The sequence below is a fragment of the Paenarthrobacter histidinolovorans genome, from assembly GCF_014647595.1.
Lineage (GTDB): Bacteria > Actinomycetota > Actinomycetes > Actinomycetales > Micrococcaceae > Arthrobacter > Arthrobacter histidinolovorans.
Map to the genome: position 1 here is coordinate 21,791 of NZ_BMPM01000004.1, position 18,496 is coordinate 40,286.

Here is an 18,496-nt window from a genome sequence, read left to right on the forward strand (position 1 = left end):
ATCTGCATACGAGGACGTATGTGGTTGACCCAAGGAAGGTAGTTCTGTGAGCCAGACGTCAGATTCTTGTCTTGATAAGTGGATGGGCCGGGAGGCTCTCGCCGAGGCCATGATTCCGGTGATCGGCCGGTTGTACCGGGAAAACAACGTGGTCACCAGCATCCACGGCCGGAGCTTGATCAACAAATCCACCATGAACATCCTCAAGGCCCACCGCTTTGCACGCCGGATGAGCAACCACGAGCTCCTGCTCGAAGAGACCGCACCCTTGCTGAACGCCCTGTCCGAGCTGGAGCTCGGTGCAGCAGCCATCGATATTGCACGTTTGACGGAAAAGTACCGGGCAGAAGGCAATGGCGCCTCCCTGGACGAGTACTTGCGCTCCGAGCTCGCGGAGATCGTTGGCAAGCGCGGCGCTGACGACCGCACCAGCACCGACGTCGTTCTCTACGGCTTCGGGCGTATCGGCCGTCTGCTGGCACGCATCCTCATCGAAAAGGCCGGTGGCGGCCACGGCCTCCGCTTGCGCGCCATCGTGGTCCGCAAGGGTGCCGACAACGACCTCGTGAAGCGTGCGAGCCTCCTGCGCCGCGACTCCGTTCACGGATCCTTCGAAGGCACCATCCGCGTGGATGAGGAAGCCAACACCATCACCGCCAACGGCGTCCAGGTCCAGGTCATCTACTCGGACAACCCCGCAACTGTCGATTACACCGCGTACGGCATCAAGGACGCCTTGGTTGTTGACAACACCGGACGGTGGCGCGACGCCGATGGCCTCTCCCAGCACCTGCAGAGCAAGGGCGTTGCCCGCGTCCTGCTGACGGCGCCGGGCAAGGGTGACCTCAAGAACATTGTTCACGGCATCAACCACCGCGACATCAATGACGACGACAAGATCGTCACCGCGGCGTCATGCACCACGAACGCCATCACTCCCGTGCTGAAGGCCATCAACGACAAGTTCGGCATCATTCACGGCCACGTCGAGACAGTTCACTCGTTCACCAACGACCAGAACCTGATCGACAACTTCCACAAGGGCGACCGCCGCGGACGCTCGGCTGCGCTGAACATGGTCATCACGGAGACCGGTGCTGCCAAGGCGGTGGCCAAGGCCCTCCCTGAACTGCAGGGCAAGCTCACAGGCAATGCCATCCGAGTACCTACCCCGGACGTCTCTATGGCCATCCTGAACCTCAACCTCGAGAAGGGCACCACGCGGGACGAAGTCAACGACTTCCTGCGTGAAATGTCGCTGCACTCGGATCTCCGCAAGCAGATCGACTACATTGATTCCCCCGATGTCGTCTCGACGGACTTCGTCGGTTCCCGTCGGGCCGGCATCGTCGATGGACTCGCCACCATCTCCAACGACAAGAACCTCGTGCTGTACGTCTGGTACGACAACGAGTTCGGCTACTCCTGCCAGGTTGTCCGCGTGATGGAAGAAATGGCTGGCGTGAACCCGCCGTCGTTCCCGGCCCGGGACGTCATCGCTCCTATTGCCGTGCTCGAAACAGCCGGCGCCTAAGTCCACAAGACTTAACAAGGGTTTCCCGGCCGGGTCACTGGAAACGGCCGGGAAACCTGACCAGAATGGGACTCATGGAAAACGAATCAACGATGGAACATGAGACCACGCTGGAGCACGCCCTTGACGTCGCCAAGGCCAACCACAAACAAGCCCAGAAGCTTCTGGACCAGGCCATTGCGGCCAATACTGCAGGGGACGTCACCGACGAGCGCGTTGAGCAACTGAGGGGACTGCTGGCTCTTGCCACCGAGGACCTCCAACGCGTGACGCGCGAGCAATAACCGGACTGTTTCGGCCTCTGTGTAGTGTGACTTCTCCTACACATTGTGGATACCGACTCTGACTGTCGGGGCCTTGTCCTACGCTCGTAAGACACTGCCTGCCCCGTTGGATGGAGTCCCTTGAGCATCACCTGGTCCGCCTATAAACGCGCCCGCCGCCGTTCCCGTCAAGCGTGGGCGGTTCTGGCACTGGCTGCCGCTGCCATCGTCGCCGGGCTGTCCTGGTTCTTCACCACAGGCCAGTTTGAAGCAGGACAACCCGCGCAGTCGGGAACCAGCGAAGCCCCCGTCTACAACCCCCAGTGGATGAAGCCCGTGCGCGGTGCGGCGCCTGTGGCCGCCGAAAAAGCTACAGAAGCCCTGGAGCGGCTGCAGGTCAAGGGGCGGGCAGCGAAAACGGACTACGACAGGGCCGCCTTCGGACAAGCGTGGGCTGATGCGGACCGGAATGGTTGCGATACCCGGAACGACATCCTCCGGCGCGACCTGAGCGACGTTGAATTCACAGACGGTTCCACCTGCAAGGTGGCTTCCGGAACGTTGAATGAGCCCTACACGGGGCGGCGAATAGCCTTCACAAGAGGGCAGGACACCAGTTCGGCCGTGCAAATTGACCACGTAGTGGCGTTGGCCGACGCGTGGCAAAAAGGTGCCCAGCAGTTGACCATCCAGCAGAGGCAGACTCTGGCCAACGATCCCTTGAATTTGATAGCGGCAGACGGCCCGGCAAACGTCAAGAAAGGTGCAGGCGACGCCGCGACCTGGCTGCCGGCCAACAAGAACTTCCGTTGCCACTATGTTGCCCGGCAGATCTCGGTGAAGACCGCCTACCGGCTATGGGTCACCCAAGCAGAGAAAGACGCCATGAAGGGCGTTCTAAGTTCCTGTCCGGAACAGCAAACGATCTACAACGCCAGGTGACCGTGCCCGAGTTGCCAGGTACCGCCGTCGTCGATCCGCTCCAGAACCACGCGCTGAAGTGACGTATTCCGCGGGAGTTTCTCCAGGTCCTGCATGCCGCGCTGCCGGAAGGTGAAGTACACGGCATCCGAGGCTGCGTCAGTGCAGCGATCAAGGGTAAAGCGGCGGGCGAACGCCGCGATGTTGCTGTTGGGCAGCCGCTCTGCGAGATATGGATCGAGCATCCACGAATCGCAGGTTGCTACGGTCACTGGCTTGCCGGGAAAATGGTGCGCGAAGAAAGCCTTGGCCTCTGCGAAGCTGTCGTCCACCATGGCGGGGGAGAGGCCGCCATCTTCTGGAATATGCACACCCAACACCCATCCGGAGGCGTGGCGGTCATCTGGCACCAGATGGAACTGCAGTCTGCCGAGCCTGAAGAGATTTCCGGCCATGTGCAGCGTCAGCCAAGACCAGGTGTCGAGTCCAAAACGCCCATGGACCCGTCGGTTGATACGCATTTGGAGTCCAACGTCAGCCAGGGACGCAGCGGAGATGTCCACGTCGATTCCCAGGCCAACATGATGAGCGTGGACCAACGGGGCGAAGCGGAGCAGTGCTTCAATCCATGTCGCTTCCGATGCGTCCTCCGCCGTGATGCTGCGCAGCGGAAAGCTGCCCAGCCTGCCCTGCATGGCGTCCATGGCCAAGACGACGTCCGCGTCCGGAGGTGAAGCCAGCAGAGCAGCGCACTCCGCTGCGTCCTCGGGGCTGATGTCCAGGAGCTTGAACAGCTCGGCGTGGGTGCTGGTTTCCATGTTTCAGTGCCCGAAGGGATCGGGATCGACGCCGGGCATCCAGGTCAGGCCAGGCTTGCCCCAGCCGTTCTTTTTGGCCTGCTTCATCGCTTTTTTGGCGTAGCGGTCCACAAGCCGGTTTACGTAGAGCTTGCCGTCCAGGTGATCGTATTCATGTTGGAGAATCCGGGCGAACCAACCGGTCGCTTCAAATTCAACGGGGTTGCCGTCACCATCAAAACCCTGGACCCGGGTCCAGTCAGCCCGCTGCAAGGGGTAGTACTCGCCGGGGAAGGACAAGCAACCTTCGACGTCCTCGTCGGGATCCGGAAGGGCGCCGGAAACCTTGGAAAGCGTCAGGACCGGGTTCACGACAACACCTTGGGGCGGCACGTCGTCGTCGTTCTCGTACTTATAGACGAAGATGCGCTTGCCCACGCCAACCTGTGGGGCTGCGAGGCCCACGCCGTTCGCGGCCTCGTTCGTCTCGAACATGTCGGCGATCAAGGTGCGCAGTTCGTCGTCGAAGACTTCGACTTCGCTCGCCCGGCGGTGCAATACCGGTTCGCCCCAGATGGTGACTGGCAGGACGGTCATGTCAGTTCTTCCTTTGTTGAATGCAATGGTCCGGGGCGTTCCGGATCGGGTTAAAAGCAAAGGCCGCACCGGGTAACCGGTGCGGCCTTTGTGGAAACCGGCTCTGCAGCCAATCTCGGTGGGGTGAGCTACGGGGGTTGAACCCGCGACCTCCTGGACCACAACCAGGCGCTCTGCCAACTGAGCTAAGCCCACCATGTGCCTTTTGGGGCTAGTCCGTTTGACCGGCTTTCCTCGAAGGCAACGACAAATAGCTTACCTGCTGTTTTGGGGTGCAAAGTCCACTTTTGCCGGTTTTTGCGAAAAAACCTTCAAAAATGGTGCAGATCACACCGTTTCGCTGGATCCCAAGGTTTCGGCGCTGGCCATGATGTCCTTGGAAATGCGTTGGGCCGTGGCGGTGTCCGGCCCTGGTGCAGCAACAAAGACGGCCTCGCGGTAGTAGCGGAGTTCGTCGATGGAGTCCTTGATGTCGCCCAATGCCCGGTGCCCACCGTGCTTTGCGGGCGACTGGAAGTAGGCGCGCGGGAACCAGCGCCGCGAAAGCTCCTTGATGGTGCTGACATCGATAACGCGGTAGTGCAGGTGCTCGATGATGTTCGGCATGTCCCTGGCCAGGAACATTCGGTCCGTTCCCACGGAGTTTCCACCCAAGGGGGCCTTGCGCGGATCCGGAACCCACTTCTCGATGTATTCCAGAACCTGGGCTTCGGCCTCAGCCATGGTCTTGCCGTGGGGGAGCTCATCGAGGAGCTTGGAGCGGGTATGCATGTCCCGCACAAAGTCATTCATTTGTTCCAGCGCGGCATCATCGGGCTTGATCACGACGTCCACGCCGTCGCCGAGGATGTTGAGCTCGGAATCCGTCACCAGGGCGGCAACCTCGATCAGGGCGTCGTTCTTGAGGTCCAGGCCGGTCATTTCGCAGTCGATCCAGACGATGCGTTCATTAGTAATAGGCACGCGCCTAGCCTATCCTTCAGCCGGTTCCAAGTGCTCCGATGGTACGATTTTTGAGCGCGGCAGTGTCGTTTCTTCCTGCTGCGGAAGCCCCGAAGACGCAGAACTTTTGTCCCGAATTTACCGGGCGAACGATTGGATGACGACTACATGACGGTGCCCGTACCCGCCGCCCAGAAGGCAGGGACAGCAGCGCCGACGGCGGATGCTGCAGCCAGCGAGGTAGATAACCCACGTTCGCCACTGATTGCCGGGTTCATCGGTTCGATGTTCATGGTGTTCGGTTCCTTGGGTGTTGGTTGGCTGGCTCCGGTATCCGAACTCCGGCGACTGCCGCTCTTTATCTGGATGCGGACCGAGGGCGCTGGTGTCGCTCTCTCCATCGTTCTTCTGGCCATAGGTGGCATGCTGCTGGTCCGTGCCTGGCTGCGCCTGGGCCAACGCGTCCGGGTGTGGGGCCTGGAGGCCCGCAAAGCGACACTCCAGGCCGTTGTGGCCTGGGGTCTGCCCATGATGTTCACGGTGCCGCTTTTCAGCAGGGACGTGTACGCGTACATCGGCCAGGGGCGCTTGATGGTCGAAGGCATGAATCCGTACAAGAACGGGATCTCGGCCCTGCCCAACTATTTCCAACTTGGTGCCGACAAGATGTGGACCGAAGCGCCGGTCCCTTACGGTCAACTGTTCCTGTGGATCGAACAGTTCGTGGTGTGGGTGACCAATGTCCAGCCCGAAGCCAGCATCATGCTTTTCCGGCTGGTGGCCTTGGTGGGCATCGTTCTCTGCATTGTCTACGTACCCAAACTGGCAGAACTTCACGGCGTTAATCCGCACAGGGCTCTGTGGCTGACTGCGGCAAATCCGCTCTTCCTGACCAACTTCATCGCCAGCGTCCACAACGACGCCCTGATGATCGGCCTCGCACTTGCGGGTCTCTACTACTGCGCTACCCGCCGTGTGATTCTTGGCATTGTGCTGGTCACGCTCTCGATTTCAGTCAAACCCATAACCATCGTGTTCCTGCCGTTTATTGGACTTTTGTGGGCCGGCAAGGGCGCGTCCTGGCCGCGGAAATTCCTGTACTGGTTCCTGACGGCCGGCATCAGCTTCGGGCTTCTGTACGCCCTCAGCCTGGTCAACGGTTTCGGATTTGGCTGGATCAACGGTCTTTCCGCTCCCGGCAGCATTTGGATCTGGTACGCCCCCGTGGGTCTGATCGGCTTGGTTGTGGCCTCGATTTTCAATGTTTTCGGCCTGGACGGTTGGGGAATGGCGAAATGGGTTTACGACGCCGGCAAGGTCCTTATGGTCGGAGCCGTCGCTTGGCAGATCTTCCGCGGTGATTATGACCGTTTGATGCGACGACTCACGCTGGCGTTTGCCGCGATCGTTATTCTGGCGCCCATGATCCAGTCCTGGTACGTAGTGTGGCTGATACCGCTCTTTGCCGTGACGGGAATCCGCAACGACTGGCAGGTCAAGGCTGTCTACTTCATTGTCTCGTTCTTCATGGTCTACGCCATCTCTGACCAGTTGGACGTTTTCCCCTACCTGCAAAGCGAAGATCTGGGCCTCGCGCTCACATTGGCCAGGAACGCGGCGGCCATCATTGCGCTTCTCTTTGCCGTGTACCTGATCTTTGTTGACCCGAAGACCAAGAGTCTGTTCCGCAAGCGCGATGAGCCAGGGCTGCGCCCCATCATTTGAGCAACCGCGTGGCCTCTCGGGCGGACAAAGGGCTCAGGGCCTGTGCCTTCTCCAGCACAAATCCACTGACCCAGCCAGGGTCAGTCTTGCTGTACTCCCGCAGTGCCCAGCCAATGGCCTTGCGAATGAAGAATTCTTTGTCCGCCAGGTTTGCCGTGATGACGTGAGCCAGCAGTACCCGGTCAGTAGCTGATTTTGCACCGAGCTGGGAGGTGATGGCTGCCCTGCGGATCCACATGTCCGTGTCTTCGGCCCACCGCATCAGCACCGGGGTCATAGTGTCCTTATGGGCCAACAGAAGGGCGCAGATCCGGTGCGACACACCATCGACGAGGTCCCACCAGGCACCGGTCCGGATAATTTCTTCGTACACCGGGAGCATGAGCAGATCTTCCTTGACCATCCGCAGGCCGGTGAGGTCAATGGCCGCGTATCGCTCCTCCCGTGCTTTTGCCTCCCGCCACAGCGTCAGGGCAGCACTGCGCAACTCGTCCGGTGACGCCGGCGGGAATGCCTTGGCGGCCGTTTTTACAATCCTGCGCACCCCGGGCACGGTGACGCCGTAGGAGGGCATCTCCGACTTCATGTACGCCTGGGCGCCAAGTGCGCGCTCCGCGTCGGCCTCGGAACGCAGCTTTGAACGAATTGACTCAACGAGTTCAGTAGTGGACATGCCCTAACTTTAGGGAAGTCGTCGGCGGCAAGGGCGAACCGCAGGTACCAGCACTGCGGCTACCAGCACAGTCAGTGTCCAGCACCGCGTTACCAGCACAGTCAGGGTCCGCCCTTGTCCGGAACAAGTGCCCGGCATCTGCCTTGACGGCAGGGATGCCAGGGGGATATTTCAAGCGCCGGCACCCACCAGTTCGCCGGTGGTTGTGTTGACCAGAAGGGAATTGCCGCCTTCTGTGTCCTCAAGCCCTGCAGGTACCGATTCTTCCTCCGGGGGTGCCTGGTCCTCGTCCTCGTCCTCGCCCTCCCACTCGCTGCGACCCGCAGGATTGCCAGTGTCCCCTGCGGAGGGAACTGAATCGAGAGGCGCCGCGGCGCCGTTCATGCGGGTGAAGTTGGCAGAGCCCCACATGAGGTCGTGGCCAACGGACTCGGCATCGATCTCCGCGACATGGTAAATGCGGCCTTCGTGCTCCCATTGCCGGAGCCGAAGCTTCCCGACAACCAGGACCCGCTGGCCTTTTTTGATGCTGCAGCCTACGTGGCCGGCCAGGTAACGGAACGATTGGACTGTGTACCAGTTGGTGTTGCCGTCCACCCAGGTGTTATTTGCCCGGTCGTACCGGCGCTCAGTGGTTCCGAGGCGGAACGACGCAGTAGCGGTGCCACGGGTAGTCGTGGAACTCTTCACGTCCGAGGCCACAAAGCCCCTGACGGTGATCATGTCATTCATTGGTGGTCCTTCACGATGTAGGGAAGTGCCTGTCCGGCACTTCCAGCTTCATCGAGCGAGGTTGGGGATGGGAGTGCGGTCCTTCGCTATGTGAATAACTTCAGCCACAGGCCCGTTGTTGAGGAATGGAGGCAGCCAGCGTGGAGATGGCGGGTGACCCCGCGATCGCATGTAAACTCTTTGTGGCGCGAGCGGCCCGGGTGGCCATCGAGTCAGTGCGCCCCAGTAGCTCAGGGGATAGAGCAGCGGCCTTCTAATCCGCCGGTCGGGGGTTCGATTCCCTCCTGGGGCACCATTCACCCTCCTTGGATCCATTCCAGGGAGGGTGTTTTCTTCAAGGAGTGGACTCCAGGAACTCCTTGAGGTTTCCCAGCACCAGTTGCCAGGTAGAGCTGGAGGACGCCACTTCTTCTTCGCTTGAGTTGTTCCCCTGGGTGATGGTCACGGTGGTTCCATCGGGTGTCCCCGCCAGGAGGTACTCCACCGTGTGGTGGTTTTCCGGTATGTCGGCACGTCCGGAAGCAGGACTGAAGTGCGTGGTCATGAGCCTGACAGGAGGGTCGAAGACCAGGATGGTTCCTGTGTCCTCGTAGGCCTTGCCGTTGTACTCACCGGCGTAGGTAATCGGCTCGCCCACTTCCCAGGATGTAGTGACGTTGGTCCCCAGGAAGTACTGCCTGATGAGGTCCGGATCCGTCAGGGCTTCCCACACCCTTTCGGGCGGTGCAGCGATAGTGGCAGACGCAACGGCATCTGAAGCTTGTCCGTTCATAATGTGCACTCCATTTCCGCGTCCCGTCGTCGGGAACCCTTCCGGTGCACACGGTACGCCCGTCGGGGTCGCCTGTGAATGGCACAATGACTAGGTGATAAGCAGGGGAAGCACTTCAAAGTATCGCGGGCCGGCGCCGGCCTCCACCACCAAGGTCCGCCTGGCGGGGTGGTCAATGCTGGTCGCCGCTCTTGTCCTGGTTACAGGCTGCACGGCCACACCCGGGCCTCCAACCGCCCCGACGGGGTCAATCGCACCGGGCGCCAGCAGTGGCGCAAGCTCGCCCGTCGACACCGGAACGAGCACGCCCGCCAGCGCCGCAGGGGCCCCGTCCAACACTGTGGACCCAGCTGTTGCCGCAACAACCACGGAAGTCGAGTCCACTCTGAAGAAGCTTGTGGCCGGCAATCCCAAGCCGGACAGGGAAGCACTGCGTGCCGCTTTGGCATCTGCCGGGATCCCGCAGCAGAACATCGAGGTATCGGTCAGCCGCACGCCGACTGGTCTGGACGTTGACGCCATGGAAGCGGCTGCCCTGACCGGGCAGTCCTGCGTGATGGGCCAGATACGCGATGGCGGCGTCGTGGTCACGGTCCTGCCCGTGCTCTCAACGGGAAAATGCTTCATAGGAGACGCCCGCTAGCCCGGCCTCCGGCGGCGAATGTGAGTTATGCACGCCTACCCATTAGATTTAAGGGCATGGCGGAATTCATTTACACGATGACCAAGGCTCGAAAGGCCGTTGGCGACAAACTTATTCTGGACGATGTCAGCATGTCGTTCTACCCCGGCGCGAAGATCGGCGTCGTGGGCCCGAATGGTGCTGGCAAGTCCACCATCCTGAAGATCATGGCCGGTTTGGACACCCCTTCCAACGGCGAGGCCCGCCTGAGCCCCGGTTACACCGTAGGCATTCTCCTGCAGGAACCGCCGCTGAACGAGGAGAAGACCGTCCTGGGCAACGTCCAGGAAGGCGTTGGCGAGATTTACGGCAAGATCCAGCGTTTCAACGAAATCTCGGAAGAGATGGCCAACCCTGACGCGGACTACGACACCCTCCTGGATGAGATGGGCAAGCTCCAGGAAGCGATCGACGCTGCTGATGCCTGGGACATCGATTCCCAGCTGGAACAGGCCATGGACGCACTGCGTTGCCCGCCTGCCGACGCTGACGTCACCGTCCTTTCCGGTGGTGAGCGTCGCCGCGTAGCGCTGTGCAAGCTCCTGCTGCAGAAGCCGGACCTCCTGCTCCTTGATGAGCCCACCAACCACTTGGACGCCGAAAGCGTGTTGTGGCTGGAGCAGCACCTTTCCCAGTACCCCGGCGCAGTCCTTGCCGTTACCCACGACCGTTACTTCCTGGACCACGTGGCTGAATGGATCGCGGAAGTGGACCGTGGCCACCTGTACCCCTACGAGGGCAACTACTCCACCTACCTGGAGAAGAAGAAGGCGCGCCTTGAGGTCCAAGGCAAGAAGGACGCAAAGCTTTCCAAGCGTCTCAGCGAAGAACTTGAGTGGGTGCGCTCCAACGCCAAGGGCCGCCAGACCAAGTCCAAGGCCCGCCTCGCCCGCTACGAGGAAATGGCAGCAGAGGCCGAGCGGACCCGGAAGCTGGACTTCGAAGAGATCCAGATTCCGCCAGGACCGCGCCTGGGTTCCTTGGTCATCGAGGCGAAGGACCTGAAGAAGGGCTTCGATGACCGCGTTTTGATCGAGGACCTTTCCTTCTCCCTGCCGCGCAACGGCATCGTTGGCGTGATCGGGCCCAACGGTGTGGGCAAGTCCACGCTGTTCAAGACGATCGTTGGCATGGAACCCCTGGACGGCGGTGAGCTCAAGATCGGCGAGTCCGTGAAGATCTCCTACGTTGACCAGTCCCGTGGCGGCATCGATCCCAACAAGTCACTCTGGGAAGTCGTTTCCGAAGGACATGACTTCATTCAGGTCGGCCAGGTGGAAATGCCTTCACGTGCTTACGTTTCGGCGTTCGGCTTCAAGGGCCCGGACCAGCAGAAGAAGGCCGGCGTCCTCTCCGGTGGTGAGCGCAACCGCCTCAACCTGGCTCTGACGCTCAAGCAGGGTGGCAACCTCCTGCTCCTTGACGAACCCACTAACGACCTCGACGTCGAAACCCTGAGCAGCCTCGAAAACGCGCTTCTCGAATTCCCGGGCTGCGCCGTGGTGGTCTCGCACGACCGCTGGTTCCTGGACAGGGTGGCAACGCACATCCTCGCCTACGAAGGTGACGACGAGAACCCGTCCAAGTGGTACTGGTTCGAGGGCAACTTCGACTCCTACGAGGAGAACAAGGTGGAGCGCCTGGGCCCGGATGCCGCCAAGCCCCACCGCGTGACGCACCGTCGCCTCACCCGCGACTAATCACCGCCACTGGCAGGTACAAAGAAACAGAAAGGCCGGTCCCACGGGACCGGCCTTTCTGCGTTGACGTCCGAACCTTACGGAATCCGAACCATGCCTTCTTGCGCCACCGTGGCAACATGCACGCCGTCACGGTTGAAGATCCTGCCCGTGGCCAAACCCCTGGCCCCCTGGGCGCTGGGAGATTCCTGCACGTACAGCATCCATTCGTCCACTTTGGCGGGCCGGTGCCACCACATGGCATGGTCCAGGCTGGCCACGCTCATGCCCGGCGTCATCCAGGAGAGCCCGTGTTTGCGGAGGATGGGTTCCAGCAGCGTGTAGTCGCTGGCATAGGCCAAGGCTGCGATGTGCAATTTGGGGTCGTCAGGAAGCGGACCCATCGTCTTCATCCACACCGCGTTCGTTGCCACATGCTCGCTCGGCGGGGAGACGTACAGTGCGGGGTCGATATGACGGACGTCGAAGGGCCGCTCGGAGGACATGTGCCGGGCCAGCGGGTGATCGAAGTGCGACAAAAGCTCCGCTGTGCTTGGCAGTGTTTCCGGATCCGGGATGCCTTCGGGCATTGTTGCCTGGTGGTCCAGGCCATTGTCCTCCACCTGGAACGAGGCGATCATCGAAAGGATCGGAACGCCATCCTGGTAGGCGTGCACGCGGCGGGCGGAGAAGGAGCGGCCGTCCCGCAACCGTTCAACACCAAAGGTGATGGGCTTGTTGGCATCGCCGGGACGCAGGAAGTAGCCGTGCATGGAGTGCGCCACCCTGTCCGGCTCGACGGTCCGCATGCCGGCCATCATTGACTGCGCCAGGACCTGGCCGCCAAAAACACGGTGCCGGGGCTGCTTTTGGGACGGGCCAAGGAAGATGTCCTCATTGGTCCGGGCTCCGTCGAAGTCACCGAGGTCCAACAGGCCAATAAGCACTTCCATGGGGTCTTCTGCGGGTGCTTCCACCTGGAGGCCAGTGTTCGTCTCAGTCATGGTTCGACTTTAGACGCCACCCCGACCCCTCTCAACCGGAGACATGCCGGTAGAGTCGATCATGTGACAGACGTTTTGACCCAGTCCTTCCGCTTCGCCGATCCCCGCGACCTCGCCGACTTGCGGACCTTCGCCACCCGTGCAAAAAGCATCGACGACGGCGCCATCCGGCTTCAGGCGGCAGGCAGCGTCCTGGCCGCCTACGTGTGTGTCCTGCGGCCCCGCATCCTGGGTGAATCCACGCCGACGATCCTGGGTTTGCGGACCATGGCCCTGGCTGAGCCGGCCCATGCGGATGTCACTGTAACCATTGCATCCGTCATGGACCGGTTGGCCCGCTCGGGTGCCGATGATGTGGAACTGCCCATCCCGCCGTCGACCGTTACGGAGTCATGGGCCGGCGTTGGCGCGCCGCGCAGCGGCTGGGAGGCACAGGGGACAATCTCCGACGCCGACCTCAGGTCAGCTGCGGAAGCAGGCATCGCGGAGGTGGCTGGCGTCATTCCCACTGCGGCTGGTTCTGCGGTGGTCAATAGTGCAAGGGCTGCTGTCTGGGGCCGTGGGCTTCCCGACCGCGGCGGGTTGCCTGCGGGGTCCGCGTTTGCGGCTTTCGCCCTGGGGTTCCTGGGCGACGGCGACCAGCAGGTCTTCAGGAATGGCCGGTGGTACCGGCTCAGCGGCCCCCGCGGCCATGTGCTGGTGCGCACAGGCGCGGGGCTCGGCCTCGGTTTCCCAGGCTAGGTCCGGGGAGCTGCCGAAGGGCTGTTGACCATGGTCAGCGCGGCCCGTTCCATGTAGTCCCACAGGGTGCCCTCATGAAGCGGCGAAAGGTCCAGTGAGTCCACGGCCGTCCGCATGTGGAACAGCCACCGGTCCTTGGCTTCCGGCGTTACCTGGAAGGGCATGTGGCGCATGCGAAGACGCGGGTGGCCCCGCTCCTCGCCGTAGGTGGTCGGTCCGCCCCAGTACTGCTCCAGGAACATCAGGAAGCGGCGCTTCGCCGGCCCAAGGTCCTCTTCCGGGTACATGGGGCGCAGGAGCGGATCAGCTCCTACACCGTCGTAGAACACGTCGATGAGCTTCACGAACGTTTCATGGCCACCGACGGCAGCGTAGAAGCTGTCCGTGTACGCAGGCTGGCTGAACGGGTCGTTTTGCATCAGCTGGCGTCGAGGACCCGACTGCGGTGACTGGGGTTCTCCGCCTGCAGTGTTACTCATTGGACTTCTCCTCGGCTTTGGCGACGCGTGGCGCGCCAGCTGTGACTGGCGCTGCTGAGGCGCCGGGTTCGTTGCTGGCATCGGGTGATTCCAGCGGCACATAGTCCCCCTGGGAACGGTTCCCAACCCTCAGGATTTCACCGTTCCGCAGGTACCAGATGGCTCCATCTTCCGCGCGGACGCGGGTGATCCTCAGCCCTACCGACTCAACGGTACCAACCACTTCGCTGGTGACGATCACGTCGCCGATACCGTACTGGTCCTCGATGGTGATGAAGATGCCGGCGAGGAAGTCGCGGATCAGCTGTTGGGCGCCGAAACCGATGGCGACACCCAGGATACCCACGCTGGTCAGCAGGGGCGCGACGTCCACGTTCATGAACTTGAGGACGTAAATGATGACTATCACCACCACTACGACGCTTACCAGGCTGGTGAGCAGCGAGCCGATGGTCTCGGCGCGCTGGGAACGGCGTTCGTGGTCCAGCGCGCGGATGGCGGGCTGTACCCATTTGAAGTGCGGCTTCTTGAAGAAGGAACTGCCGGCAGATACACGCCGTGTGATGCGCAGGATGATGAAGCGCGCCACGATCCACACCAGCAGGCCGATGCCTACGGTGATGAGGATTGAAACGAGGTCGATCTTTTCGGGTTCGATGTTGATGGCTTCCGCAAGGGGGATAAAGGTCAAAGTGGAATAACTCCTTGTGGTCGGCCCGTGTTCGCCGGGCGCGGAACACTCTGTCCACGTTTAACCCTAGCGCCGTAGCGTGTCGGTATGCGCATCCTGGTCCTGGGCGGCACCGCCTTCCTGTCAGCAGAAATCGCCCGTCAGGCCGTTGCCGCCGGGCATGACGTCACCTGTTTTGCCCGGGGTACTTCGGCAAACCCGCCCGACGGCGCCACGTGGGTGAGGGGTGAGCGCACCTTGGGTGCCGCAGCATATGCGCAGGTGGCCCATGGTTGGGATGCGGTGGTGGACGTTTCCAGGGATCCGGTCCAGGCGCGCGATGCGTTGGAAGCGCTGGGAGCTGTCACGGAGCACTGGACGTTCGTCTCCAGTTGTTCGGTGTATGCGGACCACTCATTACCTGGCGCGGACGAAAGCGCGGCTCTGCTGGAGTCACTGCCGGAGGGGCAGGCGGGCAGCCCGGAAACGTACGGAGAGTCCAAGTCAGCGATCGAGCACATGACGCTGGGCCTGGTGGGGGAGAAGGCACATATCGTCCGGTCAGGACTCATCGGCGGCCCAGGGGACGGTACGGACAGGTACGGTTACTGGCCGGCCAGGTTCGCGGCAAACACCGGCACGGTGCTGGTACCGGACATTCCTGCGGCTGCCACGCAGATCATTGACGTCCGTGATCTGGCCTCATGGATCCTGCGGTCCGCTGAACGCAGGCTGGTTGGAACGTACAACGCCTTGGGTGACGTGGTTCGCTTCGGGGACTACATCACGGAGTCCCGGCGGATAGCCGGGGCCCTGGAGGACGAAGTCGTCCTTCCTTCCGAAGATTGGCTCGTGGCGCAGGGCGTGGACTACTGGGCAGGACCGGACTCACTGCCCCTGTGGCTTCCTCCGGGACACGACGGCTTCCAGGCCCGCTCCAACCGCGCGGCACGGGACGCCGGCATGACCCTGCGTCCCTGGCAGGAGACCCTGTCAGCCACGCTTGAAGATGAGAGGATGCGGGGACTGGACAGGGAGCGCAAGGCAGGTCTCAGCCGCGGGACTGAACAAAGGCTCGTGGCACTTTGGCGGGAGATGCAGCGTTAGGCTGCAGTCGTCGTCGTGGTCGGTTCATGGAGGACCGGGAAGTTGACGCTGCGGGCGATGAAGCAGACCTGGTTTGCCTCATGGTGGAGCTGCGGCATCAAAGCAGCATGCGCGGGGTCCACGATGGTGACATGCGGCCTGAGCGTCACCTTCTCGAATTGCCCGCTGCCGTCACGGTTGAGTTTCATGAGCCCTTCGGCGTTGTCCTCGTAGCCGGTAACCACCACTCCGTGTTTGACGGCCACGTGCAGGAAGGACAGCATGTGGCATTGCGAGAGGGCGGCAAGCAGCAATTGTTCCGGGTTGTAGCGCGTCCGGTCGCCGTGGAACGTGGGATCGGCCGATCCCTTCAACGTGGGAAGTCCATTGATCAAGACGTCGTGGTCCCGCGAATACGAGCGGTAGCCCGCCGTGCCCTCTCCGAGGTTTCCGGTCCAGCGCACCGTCAGTGCGTAATGGTGTTCGTTCAGGCCCATGCGGACAGTCTAGTCAGGCGCAACCGACCAACCGCATGGGCCCCACCACGATCCCGTCCTAGACGTCGGCTGCCCTCGCGCGGAGAGCACGGGCCACGCCGTCACGGTTTTCCAGCATCATGCGGCGCAGGGCTGCGCTTTCTTCGGGAAGTCCGGCCAGGAACGCATCGGTCCGGTTCACCGTGGCCTGCGTGGTGAGCTGGGCCGGGTAAAGCCCCACTACGATCTGCTGGGCCAGGGCGTGGGTGCGTTCCTTCACGATCCCGGGTACGGCCTGGAAGTACTTCTCCGCGTAGGGTTCCAGCAGGGAAGTGTCCGGGACGCGCATGAAGCCGGCCACCGCCGAGGACTGGAGGGCGTTGGAGAGTTCTCCCTTGACCACGATCGACTCCCACGCTGCTGCCTTGGCTTCCGGGGTCGGGATGGCTGCCTTGGCCTGCGCGGCAGCGTTCTGGCCGTTGGAGGTGTTGTCGCGGGCGAGTTCTTCGTCGATGCGTTCCTGGCCTTGGAGTCCGCCGGCCACCAGCGCGGTCAGGAGTTCCCAGCGCATGTCCTGGTCCACGGTGAGCCCTTCGAGGGTTTCTGTCCCGTCCAGGAGGGCTTGTATGCGGTCCAGTTGGCCACCGCTGCGTGCCAGCTGCGCGAAGGACTTGGCGAATTGCAGCTGGGCGTCGGAACCGGCTTCCACGCTGGAAGCGAGCTCCCAGAGCCTGTCCGCGGCTGCGATGGTGGTCCCGGCTTTATGCTCTGGGGCGACGTAGAAGGTCAGGGTGGTGGCGAGCTGGCGGAGCTGGACCAGGATGACCGAAGAGTCGGTCTCGTGGGCAATGTTGCCCAGGATCAGGTCCACATAGCCACGGGCCGGAGTTTCACCGTCGCGGGCTGCATCCCAGGCTGAGCCCCACACCAGGGTGCGGGGCAGGCTGGCAGCGAAGTCCTTCAGGTGTGCCTTGGCGGTGGCGAGGGAGTGCTGGTCGAGGCGCACCTTTGCGTAGGCGAGGTCGTCGTCGTTGAGCAGGATAAGGTCCGGGCGTGCTTTGCCCACCAGTGCGGGTACTTCGGTGCGGGGGCCGTCGACGTCGAGTTCCTCGCGGTGGGTGCGTTCCAGCTTGCCGTCACCGGAGAGCGAGTAGAAGCCGACGGCGAGGCGGTGCGGACGGAGGGTGGGTTGGACGTCGATGGCAGTCTGCAGGATCGAGAAAGCGGTGATGGTGCCTTCGGCGTCAACGGCCACCTCGGGTGCGAGGGTGTTCACGCCGGCGGTTTCGAGCCAGAGCTTGCCCCACTGGTCAAGGTCTCGGCCCGAGGCGGCTTCGAGTTCCACCATGAGGTCTGCGAGTTCGGTGTTTTTCCAGGCGTGCTTGGCGAAGTAGGTGCGGACACCGGCCATGAACTGTTCCGGACCGACCCAGGCCACCAACTGCCGGAGAACCGAGGCGCCCTTGGCATAGGTGATGCCGTCAAAGTTGACCTCGACGTCTTCGAGATTGTTGATTTCGGCGAAGATCGGGTGCGTGGTGGGCAGCTGGTCCTGCTTGTAGGCCCAGGATTTCTCCACCGAGGCGAACGTGGTCCAGGCGCGGTCAAATTCGGTGTTCTCCACTGCCGCCAGGTGCGACATGTATTCGGCAAAGGACTCGTTGAGCCAGAGGTCGTTCCACCAGCGCATGGTCACCAGGTCCCCGAACCACATGTGCGCCAGTTCGTGCAGGACTGTGATGGCCCGGCGTTCGATCTGGGCGCCGGTGACCTTCCCACGGAACACGTAGCCTTCCAGGATGGTCACTGCACCCGCGTTTTCCATGGCGCCGGCGTTGAACTCCGGGACGAACAGCTGGTCGTACTTCCCGAACGGGTAGGGGCAGCCGAACTGGGCCTCGAAGAATTCAAAACCTTGGCGCGTAAGTTCAAAGATGTTCTCGGCGTCCAGGTACTGCATCAGCGATTTGCGGGCGAACACTCCCAGCGGAATGACCCGGCCGTCGGAGCTGGTGACTTCGGAACGGACCGACTGGTACGGCCCCGCAATCAGGGCAGTGACGTAGGAGGAGAGCCGGGGTGTCGGCGCGAATTTCCATACGGAGCGTGCACCGCCGTCGTCCGCGGCCGGTGCCTCAACGGGTACCGGAGTGGGGGAGTTGGACACGACGTCCCAGTGCGACGGCGCCGTGACTGTGAACGTGAAGCTGGCCTTCAGGTCGGGCTGCTCGAAGACGGCGAACATGCGCCGGGAGTCCGGAACTTCGAACTGCGTGTAGAGGTACGCTTCCCCGTCCACGGGATCCACGAAGCGGTGAAGTCCTTCGCCCGTGTTCATGTAGGGAGCATCTGCCACGATGGTCAGTTCATTCTCGGCCGCAAGCCCCGGAAGCTGGATGCGGACGCCGTCGGAGACCTCTGCAGGGTCCAGGTCGGTGCCGTTCAACGTCACGCTGTGGACTGTGTGCGTGATGGCATCGATGAACGTCGACGATCCTGCCACGGCAGAGAACTTGACAACGGTGCTGGATCCGAAGACCTCCGGGCCCCTGGTCAGATCCAGGGTGACGTCGTAGGAGTCGACAGTGAGCAGTTCGGCGCGGTTCGCGGCTTCATCGCGCGTGAGGTTCAGGCCTGGCAAGTGGTGCCTCCGGAGATCGGGATGACCGGCCGGTTCGCCGGCCGCTGGTATGAAGTTATTCTTTCACTCCGGCGGCGGAAGG

The 18,496-nt window shown here is 62.2% G+C and carries 20 protein-coding genes and 2 tRNA genes; 9 read left to right on the forward strand and 13 right to left on the reverse strand.

Features of this window, described 5'->3' with window-relative positions:
- Positions 1-46 precede the first annotated feature (46 nt).
- The 3 genes from IEY62_RS10800 to IEY62_RS10810 all read left to right on the forward strand — a co-directional run bounded on the left by IEY62_RS10800 (position 47) and on the right by IEY62_RS10810 (position 2,739).
- Positions 47-1,534, forward strand: a complete 1,488-nt coding sequence (locus tag IEY62_RS10800; protein WP_189017382.1) for a glyceraldehyde-3-phosphate dehydrogenase — start codon at positions 47-49, stop codon at positions 1,532-1,534.
- Positions 1,535-1,608: 74 nt separating this feature from the next.
- Positions 1,609-1,818: a hypothetical protein gene (locus IEY62_RS10805; RefSeq protein WP_189017386.1), complete on the forward strand. Its 210-nt coding sequence runs from the start codon at positions 1,609-1,611 to the stop codon at positions 1,816-1,818.
- Positions 1,819-1,938: 120 nt separating this feature from the next.
- Positions 1,939-2,739: an HNH endonuclease family protein gene (locus IEY62_RS10810; RefSeq protein WP_189017389.1), complete on the forward strand. Its 801-nt coding sequence runs from the start codon at positions 1,939-1,941 to the stop codon at positions 2,737-2,739.
- Here the strand turns inward: IEY62_RS10810 and IEY62_RS10815 are convergent.
- The 4 genes from IEY62_RS10815 to orn form a co-directional block, all read right to left on the reverse strand.
- Complete coding sequence (locus IEY62_RS10815) at positions 2,724-3,536, reverse strand: acyltransferase domain-containing protein (RefSeq protein ID WP_189017393.1); 813 nt, start codon at positions 3,534-3,536, stop codon at positions 2,724-2,726. The genes IEY62_RS10810 and IEY62_RS10815 overlap by 16 nt on opposite strands.
- A 3-nt stretch (positions 3,537-3,539) precedes the next feature.
- Positions 3,540-4,112 (reverse strand): peptide deformylase, encoded by a 573-nt coding sequence (gene def / locus IEY62_RS10820; protein WP_189017396.1) that lies wholly within the window; start codon positions 4,110-4,112, stop codon positions 3,540-3,542.
- Between the two features lie 119 nt (positions 4,113-4,231).
- A tRNA-His gene (locus IEY62_RS10825) sits at positions 4,232-4,307 on the reverse strand.
- 132 nt (positions 4,308-4,439) lie between these two features.
- Complete coding sequence (orn, locus tag IEY62_RS10830; protein ID WP_189017399.1) at positions 4,440-5,075, reverse strand: oligoribonuclease; 636 nt, start codon at positions 5,073-5,075, stop codon at positions 4,440-4,442.
- A 147-nt stretch (positions 5,076-5,222) separates the two neighbouring features.
- Between orn and mptB the strand changes: the two genes are divergently transcribed.
- Positions 5,223-6,779, forward strand: a complete 1,557-nt coding sequence (mptB, locus tag IEY62_RS10835) for a polyprenol phosphomannose-dependent alpha 1,6 mannosyltransferase MptB (RefSeq protein WP_189017402.1) — start codon at positions 5,223-5,225, stop codon at positions 6,777-6,779.
- Here mptB and IEY62_RS10840 read toward each other — a convergent pair.
- The gene (locus tag IEY62_RS10840; RefSeq protein ID WP_189017405.1) at positions 6,772-7,452 is read right to left on the reverse strand and encodes a DNA alkylation repair protein; all 681 of its coding nucleotides are present in this window, start codon (positions 7,450-7,452) and stop codon (positions 6,772-6,774) included. The genes mptB and IEY62_RS10840 overlap by 8 nt on opposite strands.
- A gap of 171 nt (positions 7,453-7,623) precedes the next feature.
- Positions 7,624-8,184 (reverse strand): single-stranded DNA-binding protein, encoded by a 561-nt coding sequence (locus IEY62_RS10845; RefSeq protein ID WP_189017408.1) that lies wholly within the window; start codon positions 8,182-8,184, stop codon positions 7,624-7,626.
- Between the two features lie 219 nt (positions 8,185-8,403).
- Between IEY62_RS10845 and IEY62_RS10850 the strand changes: the two genes are divergently transcribed.
- Positions 8,404-8,479, forward strand: a tRNA-Arg gene (locus IEY62_RS10850).
- 39 nt (positions 8,480-8,518) lie between these two features.
- Here the strand turns inward: IEY62_RS10850 and IEY62_RS10855 are convergent.
- Positions 8,519-8,956 carry an SRPBCC domain-containing protein gene (locus IEY62_RS10855; RefSeq protein ID WP_189017412.1) on the reverse strand — a complete coding sequence of 146 codons (438 nt, stop codon included), beginning with the start codon at positions 8,954-8,956 and terminating at the stop codon, positions 8,519-8,521.
- Positions 8,957-9,046: 90 nt separating this feature from the next.
- Positions 9,047-9,340 (reverse strand): hypothetical protein, encoded by a 294-nt coding sequence (locus tag IEY62_RS10860; protein ID WP_189017415.1) that lies wholly within the window; start codon positions 9,338-9,340, stop codon positions 9,047-9,049.
- Between the two features lie 13 nt (positions 9,341-9,353).
- On the opposite strand from IEY62_RS10860, the gene IEY62_RS10865 reads away from it, so the two are divergent.
- A complete protein-coding gene (locus tag IEY62_RS10865; protein WP_189017418.1) occupies positions 9,354-9,599 on the forward strand; it encodes a DUF6993 domain-containing protein in 246 nt (81 codons plus the stop codon).
- Between the two features lie 56 nt (positions 9,600-9,655).
- The gene (gene ettA, locus IEY62_RS10870) at positions 9,656-11,338 is read left to right on the forward strand and encodes an energy-dependent translational throttle protein EttA (RefSeq protein WP_018777845.1); all 1,683 of its coding nucleotides are present in this window, start codon (positions 9,656-9,658) and stop codon (positions 11,336-11,338) included.
- Between the two features lie 77 nt (positions 11,339-11,415).
- Here the strand turns inward: ettA and IEY62_RS10875 are convergent, their stop codons facing one another.
- Entirely contained in the window at positions 11,416-12,321 is a 906-nt protein-coding gene (locus tag IEY62_RS10875) for an acyl-CoA thioesterase (RefSeq protein WP_189017421.1), read from the reverse strand.
- 63 nt (positions 12,322-12,384) lie between these two features.
- On the opposite strand from IEY62_RS10875, the gene IEY62_RS10880 reads away from it, so the two are divergent.
- Positions 12,385-13,062 (forward strand): hypothetical protein, encoded by a 678-nt coding sequence (locus IEY62_RS10880; RefSeq protein WP_189017424.1) that lies wholly within the window; start codon positions 12,385-12,387, stop codon positions 13,060-13,062.
- Here IEY62_RS10880 and IEY62_RS10885 read toward each other — a convergent pair.
- Positions 13,059-13,541 (reverse strand): globin, encoded by a 483-nt coding sequence (locus IEY62_RS10885; RefSeq protein ID WP_308424486.1) that lies wholly within the window; start codon positions 13,539-13,541, stop codon positions 13,059-13,061. The two genes, IEY62_RS10880 and IEY62_RS10885, sit on opposite strands and share 4 nt — an antisense overlap.
- A complete protein-coding gene (locus IEY62_RS10890) occupies positions 13,534-14,232 on the reverse strand; it encodes a mechanosensitive ion channel family protein (RefSeq protein WP_189017427.1) in 699 nt (232 codons plus the stop codon). Before IEY62_RS10890 ends, IEY62_RS10885 begins: the two co-directional genes overlap by 8 nt.
- Before the next feature lie 87 nt (positions 14,233-14,319).
- On the opposite strand from IEY62_RS10890, the gene IEY62_RS10895 reads away from it, so the two are divergent.
- A complete protein-coding gene (locus tag IEY62_RS10895; RefSeq protein WP_189017430.1) occupies positions 14,320-15,318 on the forward strand; it encodes a Rossmann-fold NAD(P)-binding domain-containing protein in 999 nt (332 codons plus the stop codon).
- On the opposite strand, the gene IEY62_RS10900 is transcribed toward IEY62_RS10895, so the two are convergent.
- Positions 15,315-15,794, reverse strand: coding sequence for an OsmC family protein (locus IEY62_RS10900; protein ID WP_189017433.1), 480 nt, complete (start codon positions 15,792-15,794; stop codon positions 15,315-15,317). The two genes, IEY62_RS10895 and IEY62_RS10900, sit on opposite strands and share 4 nt — an antisense overlap.
- Positions 15,795-15,852: 58 nt before the next feature.
- Positions 15,853-18,414 (reverse strand): aminopeptidase N, encoded by a 2,562-nt coding sequence (gene pepN, locus IEY62_RS10905; protein ID WP_189017436.1) that lies wholly within the window; start codon positions 18,412-18,414, stop codon positions 15,853-15,855.
- Positions 18,415-18,496 lie beyond the last annotated feature (82 nt).

What these genes read in the sequence shown, in the direction of transcription:
- IEY62_RS10885 (WP_308424486.1), bottom strand. Translation starts at nt 13,541, where the DNA reads ATGAGTAACACTGCAGGCGGAGAACCCCAGTCACCGCAGTCGGGTCCT.
- def (WP_189017396.1), bottom strand. Translation starts at nt 4,112, where the DNA reads ATGACCGTCCTGCCAGTCACCATCTGGGGCGAACCGGTATTGCACCGC.
- IEY62_RS10840 (WP_189017405.1), bottom strand. Translation starts at nt 7,452, where the DNA reads ATGTCCACTACTGAACTCGTTGAGTCAATTCGTTCAAAGCTGCGTTCC.
- mptB (WP_189017402.1), top strand. Translation starts at nt 5,223, where the DNA reads ATGACGGTGCCCGTACCCGCCGCCCAGAAGGCAGGGACAGCAGCGCCG.
- IEY62_RS10815 (WP_189017393.1), bottom strand. Translation starts at nt 3,536, where the DNA reads ATGGAAACCAGCACCCACGCCGAGCTGTTCAAGCTCCTGGACATCAGC.
- IEY62_RS10900 (WP_189017433.1), bottom strand. Translation starts at nt 15,794, where the DNA reads ATGGGCCTGAACGAACACCATTACGCACTGACGGTGCGCTGGACCGGA.
- IEY62_RS10845 (WP_189017408.1), bottom strand. Translation starts at nt 8,184, where the DNA reads ATGAATGACATGATCACCGTCAGGGGCTTTGTGGCCTCGGACGTGAAG.
- IEY62_RS10855 (WP_189017412.1), bottom strand. Translation starts at nt 8,956, where the DNA reads ATGAACGGACAAGCTTCAGATGCCGTTGCGTCTGCCACTATCGCTGCA.
- IEY62_RS10895 (WP_189017430.1), top strand. Translation starts at nt 14,320, where the DNA reads ATGCGCATCCTGGTCCTGGGCGGCACCGCCTTCCTGTCAGCAGAAATC.
- IEY62_RS10805 (WP_189017386.1), top strand. Translation starts at nt 1,609, where the DNA reads ATGGAAAACGAATCAACGATGGAACATGAGACCACGCTGGAGCACGCC.
- IEY62_RS10875 (WP_189017421.1), bottom strand. Translation starts at nt 12,321, where the DNA reads ATGACTGAGACGAACACTGGCCTCCAGGTGGAAGCACCCGCAGAAGAC.
- ettA (WP_018777845.1), top strand. Translation starts at nt 9,656, where the DNA reads ATGGCGGAATTCATTTACACGATGACCAAGGCTCGAAAGGCCGTTGGC.